Origin of the sequence: Limnohabitans sp. 15K (genome assembly GCF_002778285.1) — a bacterium.
Taxonomy (GTDB): Bacteria; Pseudomonadota; Gammaproteobacteria; order Burkholderiales; family Burkholderiaceae_C; genus Limnohabitans_A.
In genome coordinates, this window is sequence record NZ_NESM01000001.1 from 912,881 (window position 1) to 936,819 (window position 23,939).

Annotated in this window: 21 protein-coding genes; 7 read left to right on the plus strand and 14 right to left on the minus strand. The window is 56.1% G+C overall.

Annotation, left to right across the window (positions count from 1 at the left end; translation table 11 throughout):
• Window positions 1-18 precede the first annotated feature (18 nt).
• On the minus strand, window positions 19-900 hold the full coding sequence (gene asd / locus B9Z40_RS04320) for an archaetidylserine decarboxylase (RefSeq protein ID WP_233204781.1): 882 nt from the start codon (window positions 898-900) through the stop codon (window positions 19-21).
• Between the two features lie 53 nt (window positions 901-953).
• Between asd and B9Z40_RS04325 the strand changes: the two genes are divergently transcribed.
• Complete coding sequence (locus tag B9Z40_RS04325) at window positions 954-2,585, plus strand: aminotransferase class III-fold pyridoxal phosphate-dependent enzyme (protein WP_199172489.1); 1,632 nt, start codon at window positions 954-956, stop codon at window positions 2,583-2,585.
• A gap of 49 nt (window positions 2,586-2,634) precedes the next feature.
• Here the strand turns inward: B9Z40_RS04325 and B9Z40_RS04330 are convergent, their stop codons facing one another.
• Entirely contained in the window at window positions 2,635-3,243 is a 609-nt protein-coding gene (locus B9Z40_RS04330) for a hypothetical protein (protein ID WP_100172053.1), read from the minus strand.
• Window positions 3,244-3,404: 161 nt separating this feature from the next.
• Here B9Z40_RS04330 and B9Z40_RS04335 point away from each other — a divergent pair, with 161 nt between their 5' ends.
• Complete coding sequence (locus B9Z40_RS04335; protein ID WP_233204782.1) at window positions 3,405-4,595, plus strand: glycosyltransferase family 1 protein; 1,191 nt, start codon at window positions 3,405-3,407, stop codon at window positions 4,593-4,595.
• Window positions 4,596-4,603: 8 nt separating this feature from the next.
• On the opposite strand, the gene lplT is transcribed toward B9Z40_RS04335, so the two are convergent.
• The 10 genes from lplT to B9Z40_RS04385 form a co-directional block, all read right to left on the minus strand.
• Window positions 4,604-5,821 (minus strand): lysophospholipid transporter LplT, encoded by a 1,218-nt coding sequence (gene lplT / locus B9Z40_RS04340; RefSeq protein ID WP_100172054.1) that lies wholly within the window; start codon window positions 5,819-5,821, stop codon window positions 4,604-4,606.
• Complete coding sequence (locus B9Z40_RS04345) at window positions 5,814-7,259, minus strand: UDP-glucose/GDP-mannose dehydrogenase family protein (RefSeq protein ID WP_100172055.1); 1,446 nt, start codon at window positions 7,257-7,259, stop codon at window positions 5,814-5,816. The genes lplT and B9Z40_RS04345 overlap by 8 nt, the downstream gene beginning before the upstream one ends.
• Before the next feature lie 85 nt (window positions 7,260-7,344).
• Window positions 7,345-8,670 (minus strand): phosphate regulon sensor histidine kinase PhoR, encoded by a 1,326-nt coding sequence (gene phoR, locus B9Z40_RS04350; RefSeq protein WP_100172056.1) that lies wholly within the window; start codon window positions 8,668-8,670, stop codon window positions 7,345-7,347.
• A gap of 12 nt (window positions 8,671-8,682) precedes the next feature.
• Window positions 8,683-9,378, minus strand: coding sequence for a phosphate regulon transcriptional regulator PhoB (phoB, locus tag B9Z40_RS04355; RefSeq protein WP_100172057.1), 696 nt, complete (start codon window positions 9,376-9,378; stop codon window positions 8,683-8,685).
• Entirely contained in the window at window positions 9,375-10,073 is a 699-nt protein-coding gene (gene phoU, locus B9Z40_RS04360; protein ID WP_100172058.1) for a phosphate signaling complex protein PhoU, read from the minus strand. Before phoU ends, phoB begins: the two co-directional genes overlap by 4 nt.
• A gap of 13 nt (window positions 10,074-10,086) precedes the next feature.
• On the minus strand, window positions 10,087-10,860 hold the full coding sequence (pstB, locus tag B9Z40_RS04365) for a phosphate ABC transporter ATP-binding protein PstB (protein WP_100172059.1): 774 nt from the start codon (window positions 10,858-10,860) through the stop codon (window positions 10,087-10,089).
• 59 nt (window positions 10,861-10,919) lie between these two features.
• The gene (gene pstA, locus B9Z40_RS04370; RefSeq protein ID WP_100172909.1) at window positions 10,920-11,774 is read right to left on the minus strand and encodes a phosphate ABC transporter permease PstA; all 855 of its coding nucleotides are present in this window, start codon (window positions 11,772-11,774) and stop codon (window positions 10,920-10,922) included.
• 7 nt (window positions 11,775-11,781) lie between these two features.
• Window positions 11,782-12,759, minus strand: a complete 978-nt coding sequence (pstC, locus tag B9Z40_RS04375) for a phosphate ABC transporter permease subunit PstC (RefSeq protein ID WP_369823398.1) — start codon at window positions 12,757-12,759, stop codon at window positions 11,782-11,784.
• Window positions 12,760-12,841: 82 nt separating this feature from the next.
• Window positions 12,842-13,861, minus strand: a complete 1,020-nt coding sequence (gene pstS / locus B9Z40_RS04380) for a phosphate ABC transporter substrate-binding protein PstS (protein WP_100172061.1) — start codon at window positions 13,859-13,861, stop codon at window positions 12,842-12,844.
• Window positions 13,862-14,026: 165 nt separating this feature from the next.
• Window positions 14,027-16,252 (minus strand): PhoX family phosphatase, encoded by a 2,226-nt coding sequence (locus B9Z40_RS04385; RefSeq protein ID WP_100172062.1) that lies wholly within the window; start codon window positions 16,250-16,252, stop codon window positions 14,027-14,029.
• Between the two features lie 177 nt (window positions 16,253-16,429).
• Between B9Z40_RS04385 and B9Z40_RS04390 the strand changes: the two genes are divergently transcribed.
• From B9Z40_RS04390 to B9Z40_RS04410, 5 genes are all read left to right on the plus strand, one after another.
• The gene (locus B9Z40_RS04390; RefSeq protein ID WP_100172063.1) at window positions 16,430-17,473 is read left to right on the plus strand and encodes an ArsJ-associated glyceraldehyde-3-phosphate dehydrogenase; all 1,044 of its coding nucleotides are present in this window, start codon (window positions 16,430-16,432) and stop codon (window positions 17,471-17,473) included.
• 1 nt (window position 17,474) lies between these two features.
• On the plus strand, window positions 17,475-18,725 hold the full coding sequence (gene arsJ, locus B9Z40_RS04395; protein ID WP_100172064.1) for an organoarsenical effux MFS transporter ArsJ: 1,251 nt from the start codon (window positions 17,475-17,477) through the stop codon (window positions 18,723-18,725).
• Window positions 18,726-18,748: 23 nt separating this feature from the next.
• Window positions 18,749-19,081, plus strand: coding sequence for a helix-turn-helix transcriptional regulator (locus B9Z40_RS04400; RefSeq protein ID WP_100172910.1), 333 nt, complete (start codon window positions 18,749-18,751; stop codon window positions 19,079-19,081).
• A gap of 129 nt (window positions 19,082-19,210) precedes the next feature.
• Window positions 19,211-20,713: a Ppx/GppA phosphatase family protein gene (locus B9Z40_RS04405; RefSeq protein WP_100172065.1), complete on the plus strand. Its 1,503-nt coding sequence runs from the start codon at window positions 19,211-19,213 to the stop codon at window positions 20,711-20,713.
• Between the two features lie 119 nt (window positions 20,714-20,832).
• Window positions 20,833-21,333: a hypothetical protein gene (locus tag B9Z40_RS04410; RefSeq protein WP_100172066.1), complete on the plus strand. Its 501-nt coding sequence runs from the start codon at window positions 20,833-20,835 to the stop codon at window positions 21,331-21,333.
• 3 nt (window positions 21,334-21,336) lie between these two features.
• Here the strand turns inward: B9Z40_RS04410 and sixA are convergent, their stop codons facing one another.
• On the minus strand, window positions 21,337-21,798 hold the full coding sequence (gene sixA / locus B9Z40_RS04415) for a phosphohistidine phosphatase SixA (protein ID WP_100172067.1): 462 nt from the start codon (window positions 21,796-21,798) through the stop codon (window positions 21,337-21,339).
• A gap of 5 nt (window positions 21,799-21,803) precedes the next feature.
• Window positions 21,804-23,888, minus strand: a complete 2,085-nt coding sequence (ppk1, locus tag B9Z40_RS04420; RefSeq protein ID WP_100172068.1) for a polyphosphate kinase 1 — start codon at window positions 23,886-23,888, stop codon at window positions 21,804-21,806.
• Window positions 23,889-23,939: the final 51 nt, after the last annotated feature.

Below are 23,939 nucleotides of genomic sequence, written 5' to 3' on the forward strand. Positions count from 1 at the left end.
TCGACTGAAACCCCACCATCAAGCCAATTTTTTGAACAAGGCCTGCCCCATCTGAATCCGCTCTCCGTTTGCAATACCGTCGGCCCAAGCAAAACCCGGCGGCAAAAAGACCAAAATGGTGGAGCCGTGCTCAAACCAACCCATCTCTTGGCCCTTGACATAGTCTGCACCACAAGGCATTTCGTTCGGACCTTTGTAGCGCAGGTTCAGCAGCACATCGACCGCATGAAAGCGCATGCTGGCGACCAACACAGCCGCCACAGGCACCATCAAAAAAGGCACGCCGTCTTGCGTTTTCATGTGCAAAACCGCCCGCTCGTTTTTGCAAAACAACGCTTGCACACGTTTGAGCGCCACCGGGTTCACATTCCAAGTGTCACCCGAGATGTAGGTCACATGCTCCAAATGCACGTTGTAGGGTGCGTGAAAACGGTGGTACATGCTGCTGGTCAAACGCAGCGTCAAGTAAGAGCCCCCTTCCAACACCGAGGGCCAATGCTGGCAACACTCGGATGTCCCAAGCAAACTTTGCAACTGGTAGGGGAACCCTTTGGCTTGGTACACCTGACCTTGTGAAATCGTTCCGCAAGCGCCCACGATCGCATCACAGGGCGAGGTCATGTAGGCAGGGTCTGGGTTCACCACCCGCGCACCTGGCCTCAACTCACGCGTAAAGCAGGCATGCAAGCTGTCAAATTTTTGATGTTTGGCGTCGCTCAAATCCAAATCACTGAACATGCGCCAAACCGCCATGGACGATTTGACGACCCAAGGATGGCGGATCTGGCTCCACCAACCCATGAAACGGGTCAGGGTGATCCGCGGAATGCGGTTGGTCAACAAGAAATTCAGGTCTTCTTGCAGCATCCATTTTTGAAACAGTTGGCGAATCTTCATCATGTTGTCACTCAATTTGAATAAAAAGAAATTTTGTTGTCACAAGGAAACCGACTGTGAACCCCACTTGGATCAGTTTGGGCGTACTGGCCGCTTTGGCCCCAGCCCTGCACCAACGCCTCCAACTCTCGCGCGCCAAACACCGTTCTTTGGCGGGGCATTCGCGCATGGCCAAGCGCTTGGCACGCTGGCTGCCCGGCTACAGTTTTGATGAGACCGAATTTTTCGGCTGCGATGGTGCCCCCACCGCCATACAGGCACAGCGCCGTGTGGCCTTCATGGGTCTGGCCCACACCTTGCAAACACGGCACCGCCTGAGCATCGAAGCCACCGCGGCAGCCCGCGAGAACATTTCGGACATGCAATTCATCGCGGCTTACCGCGTACCTTTCCAGTTCAGCCCCCTGGTGCGAGAGCACCTGAAAGTGGGCTCGTTTTTGCAATCGGCCCAAGGCGTGCAAGTCACCGACCTGGACGGGCAGGTGTTCTACGACCTGACGGGCTCTTATGGCGTGAATGTTTTTGGCGCTGACTTTTACAAACGCACCATGGCCGAAGGCATGGCGCGCACGCAAAGCTTGGGGCCGGTTCTGGGCTCTTACCACCCGGTGGTGGCCAGCAATGCAGAAAAGCTCAAAGCCATCTCCGGCTTGGACGAAGTGTCGTTTCACATGTCGGGCACCGAGGCCGTGATGCAAGCGGTTCGCTTGGCGCGTTACCACACACGCCGCAAAAACATCGTCCGGTTTTGCGGGGCTTACCACGGTTGGTGGGAAGACGTTCAACCCGGCCCGGGCAACCCGATGCCTCCGCGAGAAACCTACACACTGAGTGAAATGAGCGAGCGCAGCTTGCAAGTGCTGCGCAGCCGCAAAGACATCGCCTGTGTGCTGATCAACCCTTTGCAGGCTCTGCACACCAACGCCAATGCGCCGGGTGACTCGACCTTGGTCGACAGCAGCCGCCGAGCCGCTTATGACCGTGCGGCTTACACCGCCTGGCTCAAGGCCTTGCGCCAGGTCTGTACCGAACGCGGCATTGCACTGATCTTTGACGAAGTCTTCTTGGGCTTCCGTTTGGCGGCAGGTGGTGCACAAGCCTACTTTGGCGTGCAGGCCGACTTGGTGACTTACGGCAAAACGCTTGGCGGCGGCTTTCCCGTTGGCGTGGTCTGCGGTAAACGCGAATGGATGCGCAGGTTTGACGAAAAACGTCCGGCTGACATCTGCTTTGCGCGTGGCACATTCAATGCCCATCCAGGCGTCATGGGTGCCATGTCGGCATTTTTGGACGAACTGGAAACGCCCGAAGTCAAGGCCATTTACGAAGGGCTCGACGAGCGCTGGAATGCCCGAGCTGCATTGTTCAACAGCACCATGCAAGCGCATGGCTTGCCCTTGCAAGCGGCCAACATGTCGAGTGTCTGGACACTCTTTTACACACAGCCCAGCCGGTACAACTGGATGCTGCAGTACTACCTCAGGCTGCATGGATTGGCGCTCAGTTGGGTGGGTACGGGTCGTTTGATCTTCAGCCTCAACTACAGCGATACTGACTTTGAGGCCGTGCTGCAAAAGTTCGTCTTGGCAGCTCAAGACATGGCGCGTGATGGCTGGTGGTGGCATGCCCCGGAGATCACCAACAAAACGATCCGCCGCAGCATCTTGAAAGAAACCCTGTTTCGCTGAAACAAAAAACCCCGGAGAGCCTTTTCAGGCGCTCCGGGGTTGGGCAGATTCAAGGGTTGGCGTGCAGGCTTCGGTCTGCAAACCGTTCGCCACGCAACAACTGCCAGGGTGCCTTGTGGTACAGGTAGATGTCGTGGAAAGGATCGGTGATGATTTTGGTCATCCAAACCAAGCCTGTTTTCACATCTTTCAAAAAGAACAAATGCACGGTGCGAAACAGCAAAGCCGCCGCACCCAAGAACAACCAGGAATAACCCACCGCGCGCATGAATTCAAAGAAAGTTTCATGCTCAGGCAAAACGCCCATCCAGCCAGGGTTCATGTAAATCGCCAATGGCAACAAAGCCCAGATGCTCAGCAACACCACTTTGCGTCGCAGGTTGTAACCCACCTTGATTTCTTCTTTGTGGTCGTTGGTGGCTTGGTTGACATGGTCATAACCCAAAGGCTCAAAGAAAAAGTGACCCGCTTGACGGGATGTCATCGACACCGTCCAAGCCAACAAGGCGGCGATCGCGGGGTCAATGAACAAAAGCCCATAAGACACCACAAAGGCCATGGCACTCAACAGGTGCAAGGATTGGTTGATGCGGCAGTGGTGGTAGTACCGATGGTCATCCCAACGCTGAACACGCAATTCTTCAAAAAAATCTTTCACGCTATCACCTTATGAACTATGGGAGTCTCGATCATGATGAATTCTTGTGAAAAATCGGTGACATCCCTCGCGTATTCAAAAAGACATGAAATTTTTACAAATCTGACTTTGTCATCAAGTTGTTAAATCTGAAAGCCATGATTCCGACCATGGAAAATTTCATGACTGACCGCATCCTGGTAGAAAACATCGAGCCAGAAAATCCCTCCATGCGCATCGCGGTCGTCACGGAGACTTGGCCGCCAGAGGTCAACGGCGTGGCACTGACCTTGTCCAAATTGATTCACCAGTTGAGTCTGCGCAAGCACACCATTCAACTGATCCGCCCTCGCCAAGACAAGTTCGACACCGCTTCAGAGCATGCCGGTTGGTCCGAGATCTTGCTCAGAGGTCTACCGATCCCCAAGTACCCAGAACTCAAATTGGGCTTTCCCAGCAAAAAATCGCTGGTCAAGGCTTGGAGTGTCAAGCGCCCAGATCTTGTGCACATCGCCACCGAAGGCCCTCTGGGATGGTCAGCGCTGCAAGCTGCCCGGGTATTGCGCCTGCCTGTCACCTCAGACTTCCGCACCAATTTTCACAGCTACAGCAAGCACTACGGCGTGGGTTGGCTCAGCAAACCCATCGTGGCTTATTTGCGAAAGTTTCACAACCGCACCCACTGCACCATGGTGCCCACCCGCGCACTCAAAACCCAGCTGCAAGCTGCCGGTTTTGAAAACTTGCACATTGTGGCGAGGGGCGTCGACACGCAGTTGTTTCATCCCGGCCAGCGCAGTCAGACCTTGCGCTCGCAGTGGCAAGCCGACGAGAACACGGTGATTCTGTTGTCTGTGGGGCGACTGGCCGCAGAAAAAAATCTCGATCTGATCGTCAAAGCATTTCAAACATTGGCGAAAAACGGCCGCCACGTCAAACTGGTGTTTGCGGGCGATGGGCCTTACCGCGCCAAGCTCCAAGCCGATTGCCCCGAAGCCATTTTCATGGGCATGTGCTCTCACGCTGAGCTGGCCCACATTTATGCCAGCGCTGATCTGTTTCTCTTTCCCAGCCTGACCGAAACGTTTGGCAACGTCACGCTCGAAGCCATGGCCAGCGGCACACCGGTGCTGGCCTTTGACTGTGCGGCAGCCACGGAAGTCATTGAAGACGGCCATAACGGCTGGCTGGTTCAGGAAGAAGACGCACAACGCTATGTGCTCAAAGCGCTTGAAATCACACAAAATACGGCCACCTTGCGCACGGCCAAGTCGCACGCCGCTGAAAGCATTCGCCCTTGGGATTGGCAAGAAATCGTTTCACAAGTGGAAGCGATTTTCCGCAACGCACTGACCATGGGCTCAAAAGCCTGATTTGAAGCTCATGCCCTGCGTCGCCGCCAAGGTAAAACAGCCCACAACAAAGGCAAGGTCAGCAACAGCATGATGGGCAACAAAGGGATCTCCCACGCCAGCAAGGCACTGTAGATGCCCAGCATCACCAGCACGCTCAAATTTTCGTTGAAGCCCTGCACCGCAATCGACTGACCTGGATTCATGATCTTGAGCCCCCGATGTTGGAGCAAGGCATTCATCGGCACCAACAGCATGCCCCCTGCCCACCCGGACAGCAGCAAAAACACCACAGCCAAGGGCAGTGAGTGGGTCAGCGCCATGACAGGCAACACAGCCGCAAGTAACAGTCCCCAAGGCAATGCGCGGCGGGCATTGAAAATTTGAGTCTTGAAAGCGGCCATGCCTGCGCCGCCGATCACACCCAATGCCACCACCGCTTGCAAATAGGCCCCTTGCTGCAAGCTCAGATCCGCGTTGGATTGGGCCCATCGCAAAACGGCAAATTGCAGCACTGCGCCAGCGCCCCAACACAAAGTGGTGACATGCAAGGACATCCCCCCCAAAGGGTCTGCCCACAGTTGTCGGTTTTGCCTCCAAAACACAGACCATCGAATGCTTTGCCAAGACAAGGCATATTGCCGCCGGGATTTCAGAGGGGTCACACCCATATTGAGCAAAGCAGACACGCCATAGATGGCGCACACCACCCCAAATGCCTCCAGGATCTGCGTGCCCACCAGCCACTGCGCCCCTGTGTCAAGTTGCTGAATGGCCCCTGGCCCACTGCCCAATTGCCACTGAATCAAGCCACCCCCCAACGCGACACCCAGCATCACCGACAAGACCACCGAAACCTCCAACCAGGCATTGGCTTTGACCAGCCATCTTGTGGGAACGGCCTCACTGACCAGGCCGTATTTGGCGGGTGCATACAAGGCGGCAGCCAAACCGGTCATGGCAAATGACAACAAAGGGTGAATGCCCGTCAAAAGCAAGAAGACGCCTGTCAACTTCAAGAGGTTCATCGCCGCCATCAAACGGCTTTTGGGAAAGGCATCGGCCACTGGACCGGCCACACTGGCCAGCAAGACATACGACAAGGTGAAAGCAAACTTCAACAGCGGTGCCCACCACCCTGAATAGCCCTGTTCTTGCAAAAAGAAGACGCCCAAAATCATGAAGGCGTTGTCGGCCAGCCCACTGGCAAATTGGGCCGAGATCAAATAGTAAAAGCCCTTAGGCATGCATCAAAGCACTTGCCACCGGGGTCTTCAAAATCGGGGTTGCACTCAAAACAGGATCAAAGGACAACACGACATCGTTGCGCCGCCCGACCCCTTGATAAGCCATGCCCAACTCGCGCAAGGCCTCTGGGTTGTAGAGGTTGCGGCCATCCAAAATCAGGGGATAGCGCATCAGTTCTTTCATGGCCGCAAAATCTGGATTGTGAAAATTTTTCCACTCCGTCAGCACCATCAAAGCATCTGCACCTTCCAGCGCTTGCATGTCTGTGCCAACGAGCTCAAAACCCTCCAGCCCATTTTCTTCACCTTCAAAATCAAGGCGTAAGGCTTTCATGGCTTCATGGCCTGCCACGGGGTCGTAAGCGCTGACCTGTGCGCCACGTTTGAGCAATTCACGGATCACCACACGGCTCGTGGCTTCGCGCATGTCGTCGGTGTTGGGTTTGAAAGCCAGACCCCACACCGCAATTTTTCGGCCGTTTAAATCGTCGCCCATGCGCTGCACCAAACGCTCAACCAACATCGTCTTTTGGCGCTCATTGACCAACTCGGTGGCGCTGACCACCTCCATGGTGTGGCCATGCGCTTTGGCGGTGCTGACCAGTGCTTGTGTGTCTTTGGGGAAGCAGCTGCCGCCATAGCCACAACCCGCGTACAAGAAGCTGTGGCCAATGCGGGTATCGGCACCAATGCCTCGGCGAATGTGGTCCACATCGGCCCCCAAGACATCGGCCAGATTGGCCATCTCGTTCATGAAGGAAATGCGTGCGGCCAGCATGGCGTTGGCCGCGTATTTAGTCAGTTCGGCGCTGCGCACATCCATCCAAACTGTTCGCGCATGGTGGCGGTTGAAACTCGCATACAGATCACCCATCATGCGCTGGCTTCGCGCGTGGTGAGGCCCTTCGTCCAGTCCCACCACAATCCGGTCGGGGTGCATGAAGTCGGCGATGGCCGCGCCTTCCTTGAGAAACTCCGGGTTGGATACGACATCAAACAAATCGGACGCCATGCCACGGTTCACGAGTTCATGCGACAGCGCTGCGCGCACTTTGTCGGCTGTGCCCACCGGCACAGTGGATTTGTTGACCACCAGTTTGAAGCCCTTCAGGTGGCGGCCAATGGTGGCGGCCACAGACAACACATGGCCCAAATCAGCAGAGCCGTCTTCGGAAGGGGGCGTGCCCACGGCAATGAACAAAATGTCGCCATGATCAATGGCCTCGCTGGCATCGCTGGTGAATCGGATGCGACCATCGGCACGGTTGCGTGCCAACAGCTCTTTCAGACCCGGCTCAAAAATAGGCACTTCACCGTCTTGCAAGGCCCGGATTTTGTCATCGTCCTTGTCCATGCAAACCACTTTGAAACCGAGGTCTGACAAACAAGCGCCGGTGACCAAACCCACATAACCTGAACCAATGACTGTGACACGCATGACAACTCTCCTGTAGTTGTCAGCATGTTCAATTCAAAGCGTGAAATGGCCGTGTCAGTTTGATGAAATTGCTGTGAACCTGAGGTCAGTCCAGCGTGCTCGACACGCGACTGAGGGGAAAACAAAGCTTGAAAGTAGAGCCTTGCCCCAGCACACTCTCGATGCGCAGTTCGCCGCCATGACGCTGCATGACGTGTTTGGTGATGGCCAAGCCCAAACCCGTGCCACCCGTTTCACGGGAGCGGCTGCGGTCCACTCTGTAAAAGCGTTCAGACAAACGCGGCAAATGCTCGGCCGCAATACCCGGACCCGAATCTTTCACGGCAAACACAGCGCCATCAGGTGTCAGCGACCATTGCAAATGGATCTTTCCGCCCAAGGGGGTGTAACGGATGGCGTTGTTGACCAGGTTGGACACCGCACTGACCATCTCGGACCGAGCACCCAGCAATGCGAACTCAGGCACTGCATCCATGCAAATTTCATGCATCGGACCCTCGCTTTTGGACGCCAACAATTCCGTCAAGGCCAAAGCATCGGCATGGATGTGCGCCATCAAGGGCGGCAAAGACACCTTTTCCTGAAGGCCCGGCGGATGACTGCCTTCCAGTTGTGACAAGGTCAACAAGTCAGCCACCAGAGACTGCATGCGCTCTGACTGGACCGACATGAGCTGAAGGTACTGCTGCGTTTCTGAAATGTCGAGCGGGATGGACTGCAAAGTTTCCACAAAACCACTCAGCACCGTGAGCGGCGTGCGAATCTCGTGCGACACATTGGCCACAAAATCGCGGCGCATGGCATCGGCCTGAGCCAAGGCTGTGATGTCACGGGTCAACAGCAACAAACGCCCTTCCCCATAAGCGTGCAACTGCGCCGAGAGTTTTCGGGCATTGACCACCGAGATGGAGCGCCCGTCAATGATGACTTCGGAACTGTGATCGTCTTGGGCGAAATACCTGGCAAAAACTGGATCTCGCACCAAATGCACGATGTGTTGCATGTGGTCTTTTTGAACGTCCAGGCCCAGATGGGAGGCCGCGGTGTCGTTGCACCATTCAATGCGCGAGTCCTCATCCAACAAGACCACCCCATTGGGCGAAGCTTGGATGGCCAGCAAGAAATCTTTCAAGCGCTGTTCATGCATCGCTGCCTGCTTTTCTTGCAGACGCAACAAGCGCTGAATGCGTGAGGCCATCTCCAACCAAAGGCCTTGCCAAGGCGGATCGAGTTTGAGCTGTGGGGCACTCAACCACTGGTTGAGGCGATGAATCCGCCAAAGCAAAACCACCGCATGCGCAAACAAGGCCAAAGCGGCCACGGACAATGCGCCCACGGGACCGCCAAAAAACCAAGCGGGCACGGCGATCAAGGCCACGCCCATGAACAACTCAACAACCGAGAAAATCATTCAAAACCCAAATCAAGCGACCGGGGTGTGCGTGAACCTGTAACCCGCACCGCGCACCGTCTCAATCATGGAACCGGCTTCACCCAATGACTCTCGCAGACGCTTGACGTGCACGTCCACTGTGCGCTCTTCGATGTAAACATGGTCACCCCAGACTTTGTCCAGCAAGGCACCGCGGCTGTGCACACGTTCTGGATGACGCATGAGGTAATGCAACAACTTGAACTCGGTCGGCCCCACTTTGAGGGGTTTATCGGCCAAGTTGACCCGGTGCGTGTCGGCGTCCAATTGCAGTTCACCCATTTTGACCACCCCGCCCGAAGCCTCTGGGACCCGGCGGCGCAACACCGCGCGAATACGTGCCAAGAGTTCTCTGGGTGAAAACGGTTTGACGATGTAATCGTCTGCCCCTGCGTCCAATCCTGCCACCCGATCGGCCTCGTCACCGCGTGCGGTGAGCATCAGAATGGGCACCAACTTGGTACGGGTGGACGAGCGCCAGCGGCGCGCCAAAGTCAGACCACTCTCACCGGGCAGCATCCAGTCCAGCAAGATGACGTCTGGCAGTATTTCGTCGAGCTCTCGCTGTGCGGTTTCGGCATCGATGGCCCAGACAGGCTGAAAACCGTTGTGCCGCAGATTGACCGCAATCAGCTCGGCGATCGAGGGTTCATCCTCGACGATCAAGATACGAGGAACAGATCTCATTTCACCGCTTTTTCAATCTCGGTCAAAGCCGTGTGGCGCACATCGGCACCCTTGACCACATAGATGACAAATTCGGCAATGTTCTTGGCATGGTCACCAATGCGCTCAATGGCTTTGGCCACAAACAGCAAATCCAGGCTGGCCGAGATGGTACGGGGGTCTTCCATCATGTAAGTCACCAGCTTGCGCACAAAACCATTGAACTCGGCGTCAATCAAGTCATCTTCTTTCAAAATGACCAAGGCTGTGGCAACGTCCAGCCGTGCAAAGGCATCCAATGCTTTGCGCAGCAAACCCGTGGCCAAATCTGCAGCAATTCTCAATTCAGAAGCTGGCAAATTGCGGGGCGTGCCCTGCTCCAAAATCTGTTTGACCATGCGGGCAATGCGCTCGGCCTCATCCCCAGCACGCTCCAAGTTACCGGTGATCTTGGAGATGGCCATCAACAATCGCAAATCGATGGCCGTGGGCTGTCGACGTGCAATGATGGACGCCAACTCAGCATCGATTTCCACTTCCAGCTTGTTCACTTGCTTTTCTGTGTCGATGACCTGATCAGCCACTTCCAAGCTGAACTGTGCCAAGGCATAAACGGCATGACGGGTTTGCGACTCAACCAAACCACCCAACTCCAAGACGCGCGACGACACGCTGGTCAGGTCGGCATCAAATTGACTCGAAATGTGTTTTTCCATTTTTTGCTCCTGATCAGCCGAAACGGCCAGTGATGTAGTCTTCGGTTTCCTGACGGGCAGGCTTCATGAAAATCTGTTCGGTTTGGCCAAACTCCACCAATTCGCCCAGGTACATATAGGCCGTGAAGTCCGACACACGGGCAGCTTGCTGCATATTGTGTGTGACGATGGCCACGGTGTAGTCTTTCTTCAATTCGGTGACCAACTCTTCCACTTTGGCGGTCGAGATAGGGTCCAGCGCCGAAGTGGGTTCATCGAGCAAGATGACTTTGGGCTTGACCGCGATGGTGCGGGCAATGCACAAGCGCTGCTGTTGGCCACCCGACAAAGACAATCCGCTTTGACCCAGTTTGTCCTTGACCTCGTTCCAAATCGCAGCCTTGGTCAAGGCCGATTCGACGCGCTCGTCCATGTCGGAGCGGCTGAGGTTTTCGTATAAGCGAACGCCAAAAGCGATGTTGTCGTAAATCGACATCGGAAATGGCGTCGGCTTTTGGAACACCATGCCGATTTGGGCACGCAACAGGTTCAGGTCTTGGCCTTTGTCCAGAATGTTTTGACCATAAAAGTTGATCTGGCCTTCAGCACGCTGTCCAGGGTAGAGGCTGTACATGCGGTTCAGTGTGCGCAGCAAAGTCGACTTGCCGCAGCCCGAGGGGCCGATGAAAGCGGTTACGCGGTTTTCTGCGATGTCCAAGTTGACATTTTTAAGGCCTTTGAATTTGCCGTAAAAAAAGTCAAGGTTGCGCACCTCGAGTGCATTTTGCGTGGGTTTCTTATCAGGCATAGGAATTCCTGTGTGTGCGAAAGAATAAATTTTGGAGACTGGGGATTTTTAAATCTGCATCAGGCAGAAGTCTTTTCCCTGAAGAACACGCGTGCCAAGATGTTGAGCAACAAGACGGCCAAAGTGACCAGCAAAGCACCACCCCAGGCCAAGCGGATCCAGTTGTCGTACGGGCTCATGGCGAATTGGTAAATCACCACAGGCAAATTGGCCATGGGCTTGGTCATGTCGGTGCTGTAAAACTGGTTGTTCAAGGCGGTGAACAACAAGGGCGCAGTTTCGCCACTGATGCGAGCCACAGCCAACAACAGGCCGGTGATCACACCGCTTTTGGCCGCACGCAGGGTCACGGAAATAGAAACCTTCCAGCGCGGTGCACCCAAGGCAAACGCTGCTTCGCGCAAGCTGCCAGGCACCAAACGCAGCATGTTTTCGGTGGTCCGCATGACCACAGGCACCGCGATCAAGGACAAAGCCATGCTGCCGGCGTAGCCCGAAAAGCCGCCCAATGTGGCCACTGCGATGGCGTAAACAAACAAGCCGATCACAATCGATGGGGCCGACAACATGATGTCGGTCACAAAGCGTGTCAGTTCCGCCGTTTTGCTGTGATCACCGTATTCGGTCAGGTAAATGCCCGCCAAAATACCCACCGGCGTAGCGACCAAAACCGACAAACCGACAATCATCAAACTGCCCACAATCGCATTGCGCAAGCCCCCACCCTCTGTGCCGGGTGCGGGTGTGTCTTTGGTCAGCATGTTCCAGTCCAAGGCGGCAAAACCGTTGGAAAAAAGCACCAGCAAAATCCACATCAACACAGCGATGCCCAAAGCCATCGCCAACATTGAAGTGGCCATGCCCAAAGAATTGGCGATTTGACGGCGGCGGTAAAGCCCTTGATCCATGTTCATGGCCATATCAGAACCCCTTGGCTTTTTCAGCCCGATTGATCATCCACTTGGCCAAAGCCAAGACAACGAAGGTGATCACGAACAGCAAGAAGCCGAGCGCAAACAGCGAAGACATGTGCAAATCTGCCGCTTCGCCAAATTCATTGGCCAGTGTCGAAGCGATCGATGTGCCTGGAGAGAACAATGAAGTGGGCATGCGGTTGGCATTGCCGATCACAAAGGTCACCGCCATCGTTTCGCCCAATGCACGGCCCAAGCCCAACATGACACCACCGATCACCCCTTTTTGGGTGTAAGGCAACACGATCTCGCGCACGACCTCCCAAGTGGTGCAGCCCAAACCATAGGCGGACTCTCGCAAGATGGGGGGGGTGATTTCAAACACATCGCGCATCACAGCCGCCACAAAGGGCAAGACCATGAACGCCAAAACAATGCCTGCGGCCAAGATGCCCATGCCGTTGGGGGCGCCGCCAAACAAGAAACCGATCAAAGGCATGCCGCTCATCAAGTCGCGCACAGGCACTTGAACGTAATCGGCAAACAAGGGTGCGAACACAAACAAGCCAAACATGCCGTAAATGATGGAAGGCACAGCGGCCAGCAATTCGATGGCCGTGCCCAAGGGGCGTCGCAACCACACTGGGCAGGTTTCGGTCAAAAAGACCGCAATGCCAAATGCCAAGGGCACAGCTATCAACAGGGCTATGCCCGCGCTCGACATGGTGCCGACGATGGCATAAGCCGCGCCGAACTGGAGGTTGTTCACATCCCACTCTGCGAACCAGAGGAATGGCACACCAAACTTGGCAAAGGTGGGCCAGGCATTGACAAACAAAGAAATGATGATGCCGGCCAGCGCAGTCAGCACGATCAAAGAGAAAAACTGGGTTGATCTGTGAAACAAAACATCTTGAAGCCTTTGGCGTTTGGCCATGGCAAGCATTTGGCTGCTGACTTTTGCTTCAGAAGGGGAAGTTTGCATGCGGGAATCCATCAAATCAAACAGAAAAACCGTCGGTTGCCTACTTTGCCAACCGACGGATCACTGGATCTATTAACCAGAATTACTTCTGAATTTGCGACCAGACTTTGGCGCGGATGTCGTTGGTCAGCTTGTCAGGCAATGCCACGTAGTCGAGATCTTCGGCCAATTTCTTGCCGTTCTTGAAAGACCAGTCAAAGAACTTGATCGCTTCGTTGGAGGCGGCTTTGTCGGCTGGGTTCTTGTACATGACAATGAAAGAAGCCGTGCTGATGGGCCAGCTGTTGGCGCCCTTGGCATTCACCATCGACACGCCCATGCCAGGCACGCTGAACCAGTCGGCGCTGGCGGCAGCTGCAGCAAAAGTCAAGTCATCTGGGCTGACGTATTTGCCATCGGCGTTTTGAACTTGCATGAAGTTCATGTTGTTCTTTTTCACGTAGGCGTATTCCACATAACCAACCGCACCTTTGACGCGGTTGACGTTGGCAGCAACACCTTCGTTGCCCTTGCCACCCACGGAAGTCGGCGCTGGCCACTTGACGGTGGCGTTTTTGCCAGGACCGTCAGCCCACTCTTTGCTCACAGCGCTCAGGTAGTCGGTGAAGTTGAAGGTGGTGCCGGAACCATCTGCGCGGTGCACCACGGTGATGATGTCATTGGGCAGGTTTTTGCCTGGGTTCAAAGCCACGAACCTGGGGTCGTTCCACTTGCTGATCTTGCCGGAGAAAATATCGGCCAACACGGGACCTGTGACGCGCAACTCACCGGGCTTGAAACCGTCCAAGTTGACGACAGGCACAGTGCCGCCAATGATCATGGGGAATTGAACCATGCCGTCTTTGTCCAACTCAGCACCTGTCAAAGGCGCATCGGTGGCACCAAAAGTCACGGTTTTGGCGCGAATCTGGCGAATACCACCCGAAGATCCGATCGACTGGTAGTTCAAACCGACGTTGCTGGCTGCTTTGTAGGCTTCAGCCCACTTGGCATACACGGGGAATGGGAAAGTAGCACCTGCGCCAGTGATGTCGGCTGCAAAGGCCGTGGCTGCCACAACGGTCATACCGACCGCAGCGATGATTGATTTCAATTTCAACATTTGAACTCCTGGTTCAGGGTGGGGAAAAATTGGTGTTTCTTGTAAAGCAGAAACTCAGGTGACTTTAATGTCCAATTATGACAATTTGATGTCACAAAAACTGCTTCAACGTTTCAAGACGAGGCTCATGAGTGCCACAAGCCTGCGAACGCTCTGTGAGCGAAGTCACAGACCGATCATTCCACCGTCTTGGCGGGTGATGACGATGGTGGCCGAGCGAGGACGCCCTTGGGGCCCAAAACCTTGATTGCCGGGCCACAAGCTTTGCGGCTCGCTGCCACTGGACAAAGGCTTGGACAACTCACCCGGGTGCTGAATGTTCACAAACAGCGTGCGGCCATCGGCCGTTTCCGTGATGCCGGTGACCTCTGACCCCTTAGGAGCCACCAAAAAGCGGCGCAATTTGGCCTCACCCAGGGCCGCCCCCACAAAAGTCTCTTGGGTGCCGGTTTGCTCCACACCACCAACCAGCATTTTGTTTTTGACGGTGACTTTGCCACCGTCGCCGACCTGCCCAGGAATGGCAGCCAACAACATGCAATTGGTCTCATCGGTCATCGCGTTGTCATCGGTCTGGATCCAGCAAATGCCTGTGGCCTTGCTGAACCAGAGGCCATCAGGCGATGAAAATGCGTTTTTGGCCGTCAGGCCCGACAGATTGGCATCGCCCGCATCCTCTTCTGCACCAAACAAGAAGATGTCCCATGCAAAGGCCTTGGCCGTTGACTTGTTGTCGGCCTCTTTGAAACGGATGATGTGGCCGTTGGGATTGCCCATGCCTTTGTTGCCGTCCAGATCCATGTAGGCGCGCGGGTTGGCCGCATCCACTTTGGTGGGTGTACGGTTGATGGCGTTGTTGTTGGTCAACGAGAAATAAATCTCCCCATTGCGGTGGTTGACTGCGCCCCACTCGGGTCGGTCCATTTTGGTGGCACCCACAGCATCCGCGGCCAGACGCGCATGGACCAACACATCACCCTGGTTGGCAAATTTGTAGGCTGCGTGGTTGGCGATGCGTGGATCGGCGATGTTCAGCTCCAACCATTCGCCTTGGCCTGTGGCATCAAAACGGGCCGCAAACAGCTTGCCTTCGCTCAGGTACTTGTCCCCGGCCAGCATGCCGCCGCCCACATCGCGCGGGTCCCACACCGCGGTGCTCACGAACTTGTAGATGTATTCATTGCGCGAGTCGCAACCCATATAGAAAGCCAAGGGCTCACCCGCTTTGGGGTTGCCACAAACGGCAGCTTCGTGGGCAAAACGGCCCATGGCCACGCGCTTGGCGGGTGTGGAAGAAGGCGACAGCGGATCGATCTCGAAGTTGTAGCCGAAGGTGTTGGCCTCGTTGCGGAAATCTCTTTCAGCGTTGGCACCCACAGCGGCCAGATTCCAACGTGCAAACCGGTCGTCGGTGGCAGAAACCGTGTGCCAGCCCTGGCTGATGGCTTTTTGCACACCGGCAGAGGGTGCTGCAAAAGCGACGCCATAACGGCGGCGCGCAGTCACTTCTTTGGCAGACAGCCCGGTGCCCGTGCCCGTGGCCTGAAAGTAAAACGCCCAGTTTTCCTCGCAACCCAAATAGGTGCCCCATGGGGTTTTGCCGTGGCCGCAATTGTTCAAGGTGCCGCGCGACATGGCGCCAGCCGTGTCCCAACGGGTCACCAACTGGCTGCGAATGTCTTCGATGTGTGCACGCGGGCCACTGATGCGGGCGGGCGTTTGCGCATTGAAGCGGCGGTTCAAAGGGGAGTCTTGCTGGATGCGCCAACCTTGGGGGGTTTTGACCATTTCCACCACCGAAATGCCGTGGTGGTTGATTTCCTTGAGCACTTCCAATTCGGGTCGCACCCCCAGGTCCCAAGAGCCAAATTGGTCAAATTTTTTGCCGCTCACCCCGTTAGACGTTTGGCCATTGGGGTGCATGAAGTGCGCATCGGCCGAGCTTTCGTGGTTCACACACAGCACGGCACGGCCCGTTTCTTTCTCGGTGTAGCGGCCATTGGCATCGATGTAATAAATGTCCATGCCATCGTGGTGATCACCGATGCGGCGCGACCAGTCGTCAGATTCAAGGCCCTTGTTGGAGTAAGCAGGCAGGGCCGAATCGAGCGCATCGCCCGTGGCGTGCAAAACACTGTATTGGTAACCAGGTGGCAACACCACGTTGTCCAGCAAACTTTTGTCCACCGAAGGGAAACCCAGCGCCGAGGGTGCTGCGGCCATGCCAGACACCATGCTGGCGCAACCGGGCAGCATGGCCAGACCCGCCAAACCCAGACCACCCCGCAACAAGCCCCGACGCGACGGGTTTTGCAGGGATTGGGCCAATACGTCTTGGAAATGCGGGTTGTTGGAGGTGTTGTGGACGGGATCGTGGTCGTGGTGTGACATGCAAACTCCATTGGAAAGCACCGATTGAAGGTCATTTCTATGACATTTTGATGTCAAAACAAGCAACTCTGCCATCAGGCAGCGCCTGCAAGGCGGGCCAAAACTTGTCATGGTTTCGTCACAAAGACGTGGCAAAGTTCACCCATTCACATTTCCAGAACCATCGAAGGATAGAGCATGAAAGTCGGCATCAACGGGATGGGCCGCATTGGCCGCTTGGCCTTGCGTGCAGCCATGGGCGCTGCCGAGCGACAGCAAGATGACCCTCGCGCAGGCAACCGCCTGGAGGTGGTGCACCTGAACGAACTCAAAGGTGGCGCAGCGGCCACCGCGCATTTGCTGGCTTTTGACAGCGTGCAAGGCAAGTGGCGCGAGCGCATTGAAGCCGACGGCGAAAGCCAGATTAGCATCGGTGATCGGACCCTGGGCTTTTCTTCCCATGCCAACCCGGCCGACATCCCTTGGGGCGACATGGGCGTGGATTTGGTGCTGGAGTGCACGGGCAAGTTTTTGACGCCTGAGACCATTCAGGGCCACCTGGACCGTGGGGCCAAGCGTGTCATCGTGGCAGCCCCCATCAAGGTGGGCGATGTGCTGAACATCGTGGTCGGCATCAACCACACGCTGTACAACCCGTCCAAAGACCGCATCGTCACGGCCGCATCCTGCACCACCAACTGCCTGGCCCCGGTGGTCAAAGTCGTGCACGAGGCCATTGGCATCAAGCACGGCCAGATCACCACCATCCACGACCCGACCAACACCAACTTGGTGGTCGATGCCCCACACAAAGACCTGCGCCGCGCACGCAGCGCCATGATGAGTCTGGCCCCCACCACCACCGGTAGCGCCACAGCGATTGCTTTGATTTACTCCGAACTCAAGGGCAAGCTCAACGGCCACGCGGTGCGTGCGCCCGTGCTCAACGCTTCGCTGACCGACTGCGTGTTTGAGATGAAACGCGAGACCAGCGCCGAAGAGGTCAACGCCTTGTTTGCCGCTGCGGCCCAAGGCCCCTTGGCGGGTATTTTGGGTTATGAGACACGCCCACTGGTCAGCGTGGATTACGCCCGCGACACACGCAGCGCCATAGTCGATGCGCTGTCCACCTTGGTCACCGACGGCACGCTGCTGAAAATTTACGCTTGGTACGACAACGAGATGGGCTACGCCTGCCGCATGGTGGACCTGGCTTGCCACATGAACGACGTCGGCATCTGAAATGAACGCCGCTGAACGCCACTACGGCATCGTCACCGCAGCTTATTGGGGCTTCACCCTGACCGACGGTGCTTTGCGCATGTTGGTGCTGCTGCACTTTTACAAGCTGGGTTATTCCCCGTTCACGTTGGCCTTTTTGTTTTTGCTGTACGAAGGCGCAGGCGTCTTGGCCAACCTGATTGGCGGCTGGCTGGCCACACGCTTTGGCATTGCCCGCATGCTCACCGTGGGCCTGGTCACGCAGATCATGGGCTTTGGTTTGCTCTCGGCCTTGCAGCCGGAATGGACAGCTACCATGTCGGTGGCCTGGGTGGTGCTGGCGCAAGGCGTTTGCGGTGTAGCCAAAGACCTGACCAAAACCGCCAGCAAATCGGCCATCAAGATCACACAAGCGCAAGCCAAAGACCAAGGCAACGGGCAACTCTTCAAGTGGGTCGCCTGGTTCACAGGCAGCAAAAACGCCATGAAAGGTTTTGGCTTTTTTCTGGGCGGTTTGCTGCTGGAGACGCTGGGTTTTCAGGGCTCGCTTTGGGCCATGTCGGGCCTGCTCGCCTTGGTGTTGGTCGGCGTCGTGAGCAGCCTGCCGCCCATGATGGGCAAGAGCAAGCCTTCAGGTTCGGCCAAAGAGCTGTTTGCGAAGAATCAGGGCATCAACGTCTTGGCAGCCGCCCGCGTGGCTTTGTTTGGTGCGCGTGACGTGTGGTTCGTGGTGGGCGTGCCGGTGTTTTTGTACTCGGTGGGCTGGACCTTCACCATGGTGGGTGGCTTTTTAGCGGCCTGGACGATTGGCTATGGCTTGGTGCAAGCCTTGGCCCCGCAGCTGGTGCGGCGCAGCGACGATGGCCTGAGTCGCGAAGTGCCAGCCGCACGTTGGTGGTCAGCGGTGCTCACACTCATACCGCTGGGGATTGCTGCCGCCATGTGGCTGCAAGCGCCGCAACTGCAGTGGTGGGTGGTGGGCGGCCTGAGTCTGTTTGGCTTTGCATTTGCCATCAACTCCTCTGTGCACAGCTATTTGGTCTTGGCCTATGCGGGCTCAGAAAAAGCGGCCGAAGACGTGGGGTTTTATTACGCGGCGAACGCATTGGGCCGCTTTGTGGGCACCTTGCTTTCCGGCTTGCTCTACCAGTGGGGCGGCCTGTTGTATGCCTTGCTGGGCTCGGCGCTCATGCTGCTGGTGTGCTGGCTGGCCACGCTGCGTTTGCCTTTAGGTTTGCACCCACAAGCCCCTCAGACGGAGACAACAAAATGAACCCCAGCTCCCTGTTCAGCGTCATGGACGAAGACGTTGCCGTGAAGGCCTTGGCCGCATTGGCACAAAGCTCCCGCCTGAAAGTGTTTCGCGCCATTGTGGGCACAGGACCCGAAGGTATTCAGCCTGGTCAGTTGTCTGTGGCGCTGGACATTCCCGCCAACACGCTGTCCTTTCACCTCAAAGAGCTGCACCACTCCGCCTTGGTCAGCGTGCAGCGCGAAGGCCGCTTTTTGCGCTACCGCGCTGACCTGGGCGCCATGCAAAGCCTGATGGACTTTTTGACTGCACATTGCTGCCAAGGCGTCCCTTGTGGTGATGCCCTCAATATGGCTTGCGAAGTGGGCAACTGCTGATCGTCAAGCACCTGCCCAAGCCGTCCACCTGAACGGGCCAAAACTTCAAACCCCATTGCGCCGCGTCATCAAGTTTTCATAATTTCGTCACATAATCCGGCCCTTACCCGTCAACGCTGATCACACCGCATGCAAACCAAGTCTCTCTACGCCGCCATCGACCTGGGTTCGAACAGCTTTCGACTGGAAATTGGTCAAATGGACGCGGGCCAACTGCGGCGGGTCGAGTACATCAAAGAGACCGTGCGACAGGGCAACGGGTTGGATGCCGAGCGGAATCTGACCGAAGAGGCGATGACACGGGGCTGGGAGTGTTTGGCCCGCTTTGGCGAGCGCATTGCAGGCTTCAAGCCGAGCCAAGTGCGTGCAGTGGCCACCCAAACGCTGCGAGAAGCGCGCAACCGCGACGAATTTTTGGCCAAGGGCAAACAAATTTTGGGTTTCCCAATCGAGGTGATTGCGGGCAAAGAAGAGGCGCGGCTGATTTATCTGGGTGTGTCTCATCTCCTGCCCCAGTCCGATGAACGGCGCTTGGTGGTGGACATTGGCGGTCGCTCCACAGAGATGATTTTGGGCCGACACGAAAACGCCACCACCTTGGAGTCTTACCGGGTGGGCAGCGTCGGATGGTCCATGAAATACTTTGCAGACGGTTTGTGGACGCCCCAAGCTTTCAAAGCGGCCGAAATCGCCGCCAAAGCGGTGCTCGATGAAGCCCAAATTTTGTTCAACCGTCAGCATTGGGACACTTGCTACGGCTCCTCTGGCACCGTCGGCGCGGTGTCCGACGTGTTGACCGCTTCGGGTTGGCCTGAAAATTCGATCACCCGAGAAGGCCTGGTCTGGCTCAAAGACCGCTTGCTCAAAACGCACAAGCCGGACAACTTGCGCTTGGACGGCGTCAAAGAAGACCGCAAACCGGTCATTGGCGGTGGTCTGGCTGTCTTGCAGGCGGTGTTTGATTTGCTACAGATTGACGAAATGCATGTGGCGCAAGGCGCACTGCGACATGGGGCTTTGTTTGACCTGATCGACCGCGAAGGCATGCACGATGTGCGCTCTTCCATGGTGGACTGGTTGGCTCAGCGGTTTGGTACCGACCATTTGCAAGCCGAACGCGTGTCCAGAACCGCCCAACACCTGCTGCACGCACTGATTCCAGACTCGTTGGACAACCCCGTGGCCGAACGTCAACGGTATTTCCAAAAGCTCAATTGGGCCTGTCAATTGCATGAAACAGGCATGCGCATTTCTCACAGCGATTACCACAAGCATGGCGCTTACATCCTGGACAACACCGACTTGCAAGGTTTCACCATGGATGAGTTGCACCGCTTGAGTCAATTGGTGTTGGGACACCGCGGCAAGCTGCGCAAACTGGAATCCGAACTGGAAGACGTCAGCTTTGTCCAGCAACTCTTGGCACTGAGATTGGCCGTGATTTTGTGCCACGCACGCCGTGACCCGGACTTGTCTGGCCTGAGCTTGGTTTGTGATGCACGTCGCCGAACGGCTCAGTTGAAAATCCAGCCAGACTGGGCCGAGCTCTGGCCCCAATCGGCACACTTGCTGCGTGAAGAGAAAAACGCTTGGCTCAAAACGGACTGGAACCTGCAAGTTCAAACCGATTGAACTCAAGCCCATACAAAGTGGGTTTTCGCATCGGCGATGGCAGGGTGGGATGGGGTGCTTGCAAACGACGAATCAAGTGTATAAACTGTATGCACCGTTAATTTTGAAAGGTCAGCACCATGAACACCAGCACCACGGCAAACGCCGACGTCGTCACTCCTGCCAAAAAAGCCGCACCTCGCAAGGCTGCCCCCAAGGCAGTGAAGAAAGCAGTCAAAAAAGCTGTCACGAAAGTAGCTACCAAAGCCGTCCCGAACAAACCCGTTCGCAAAGTGGCTCAAAAAGCAGCATCACCTGCCAGCACTTCAGCAAAAACAACGGCCACCGCGCCTGCACCAGTCCAAGTCAAAACTGCTGTGCAAAAGCCTGCTGCAAGCCCTGAAAGATCTTTGAAAGACAAAAAAGTCAAAGTGGTGCGCGACAGCTTCACCATTCCGAAGAGTGAATTGCTGCAAATTGGCGAATCCAAAAAACGTGCGCTGGCTCTGGGCGTCGAGATCAAGAAAAGTGAATTGATCCGTGCCGGCTTGCAAGCACTGACCAGCATGAACGATGCGGCTTTCAAGAAAGCCTTGGCCAACGTGCCCACCATCAAAACAGGGCGTCCTGCCAAATCCTGATTTTCAGATCCGATCGGGGCAGAGCACAGCCTGCAGCAAGGTCTGACCCTGCCCTACTCTTTGACGCCTGCGAACCCACCACACCGCACCCTTGCGGATGGTGCAAGTGGGCTCTGGCATGCCCAGCAGTTCGGCCATCAAAGCACCCAAAGTGGGCTGGTGGCCCACCAGCAACACCGGGTATTTGGCGTCTGGCCAACCCGCTGTTTCCAAAATATCGGCCACCGAAGCGCCAGGTGACAAGGCATCGCGGACTTTGTATTTGCGCCCCAATGCACGAACCGTTTGCTCGGCCCGGGCAGCAGGGCTGCTGAGGATGCGTGTGCCTTGCGGCAACTGACTCTCCAGCCAAACCGCCATGCGTTCGGCCTGCTTCTTGCCCCGCGAAGTCAACACCCTGTTCATGTCGTCCTCGCCGGGCTCGGCCTCATAAGCTTCGGCATGTCGCCAAACAATCAAGTCCATGGTGTTCAGCCCCTTTGAGGTGATGCACTGTAGCGTTGCATCAAGGCCTTTTGTGCGCCATGACCCGGACCGGTCAAGTCCACCCGATGGTATTGGCCATCGGAAGCCAAGTCCCAAGCGTCACGGCGATCGTGCAGGTAAGCGATCAGGCATTCGTCGATGATGCGCTGGCGCAAAGCCGGATCGTTCACTGGCCAGGCCAACTCGATCCTGCGTGTCATGTTGCGGCTCATCCAATCGGCACTCGACAGGTAAAGCGATTCGTCTTGGTCAGCGCAAAAATAAAACACGCGTGAATGTTCCAAAAAGCGCCCAATGACCGAGCGCACTCGGATGTTTTCACTCAAACCTGCCACACGGGCAGGCAACATGCATGCGCCTCGCACGATCAGATCGATCTTGGCACCCTGTTGGCCGGCTTTGAGCAAAGCTTCAATCAAGGGCACATCGGTCAAGGCATTCATCTTGATGACTATCCGGCCGAACAAACCACGCGCCGCAGCATCACCAGCGGCGGCAATGCGGTGGATCATGTCCGCATGAAGGTGGAAAGGCGCCACCAACAAGCGCTTCATTTTGGGCAAACGGCTTTGGCTGGCCAAGTGGCCAAACAACTGGTCCATGTCGGACGTGATCAAAGGATCGGCCGTGAGGTAACTGATGTCGGTGTACAAAGAGGCTGTTCGGCGGTTGTAGTTGCCGGTTGACAAATGGCCATAGCGTTTGAGTGAGCGGCCTTCTCGGCGGGTGATCAACAACATTTTGGCGTGTGTTTTGAGACCCACAATGCCATAGACCACTTGGACACCGATCGCCTCGAGCTGCTCTGCCCAGTTGATGTTGGCCTCTTCGTCAAACCGGGCTTTGAGCTCCACCACCGCGGTGACCTCTTTGCCCCGGCGCACCGCTTCACGCAGCAAATCCATCATGGTCGGATCGCTGCCCGCACGGTAGATGGTTTGTTTGATGGCCAACACAGTGGGGTCCATGACCGCTTCGCGCAAAAAGGCCAACACGCCATCAAACGTCTCAAAGGGCTGGTGGATCATCACATCGCCGGCTTTGAGGCGCGTGAAGATCGAACCATTTTGGGGAATCTGCGCCGGAAAACTGGCCTTGTAAGGCGGGAAGAGCAACTCAGGCGCATTCACCAGATCAATCAGTTGCATGAGCCGAACCAAATTGACAGGGCCGTTCACACGGAACACAGACGATTCGGGCAACTGAAATTCTTTGCGTAAAAATTCGGCCAGCTTGGGCGCACAGCCAGCCGACACTTCCAATCGAACGGCTTGACCGTAATTGCGGTGCTGGAGCCCTTGGCGAAGGGCCATGCGCAGGTTGGCGATTTCGTCTTCGTCCACCGACAACTCAGAGTTGCGCGTGACCCGAAACTGAGAAAAATGCCCCACTTCACGGCCAGGAAACAATTCTGCGAGATGGGCACGAATCACGCTCGACAGCAATACAAAAGCGGTGGTGCCGTCACAGACACGCGCAGGCAAAGGAATCAAGCGTGGCAGCACGCGGGGGACTTTGACAATCGCGATCTCGTTCGACCGACCAAAGGCGTCTTTGCCCGACAACTGCACGATGAAGTTCAAAGACTTGTTGGCCACTTGTGGAAACGGATGCGCCGGATCGAGCCCTACGGGGACCAGGAGGGGCTGAACCTCGCGCTGAAAGTAACTGCGCACCCATTGGCGCTGGGCTGCGTTCCGCTCATTGTGGGACAAGATGCGGTAGCCCGATCGCTGCAAAGTGGGCAACAATTCGTCGTTGTAAAGCGCATATTGACGCGCAACCATGGCGCTGGTTTTGTCAGCCAATGCGGTCAAAGAAGACTCTGTGTAGGGACCTGATTTGAGCCCCTGCAAACTGCCCATGACATGAGGCTCTGCGCGCACTTCAAAGAACTCGTCCAGATTCGAAGAGACGATGCACAAATAGCGCAACCGCTCGAGCACGGGCACTTCTGGGCGATGCGCCCAATCGAGCACACGCTCATTAAAAGCCAAGATGCTCAGGTCCCGGTCCAGCAGCGCGGTGCGGTCGTTGTCGGGTGTTGTCACGTCTTTTTTTTGAGCCATGGCTCAGTATGAATGAATTGAAAAATCATTCTAAGAATCGCTCGTGTCAAT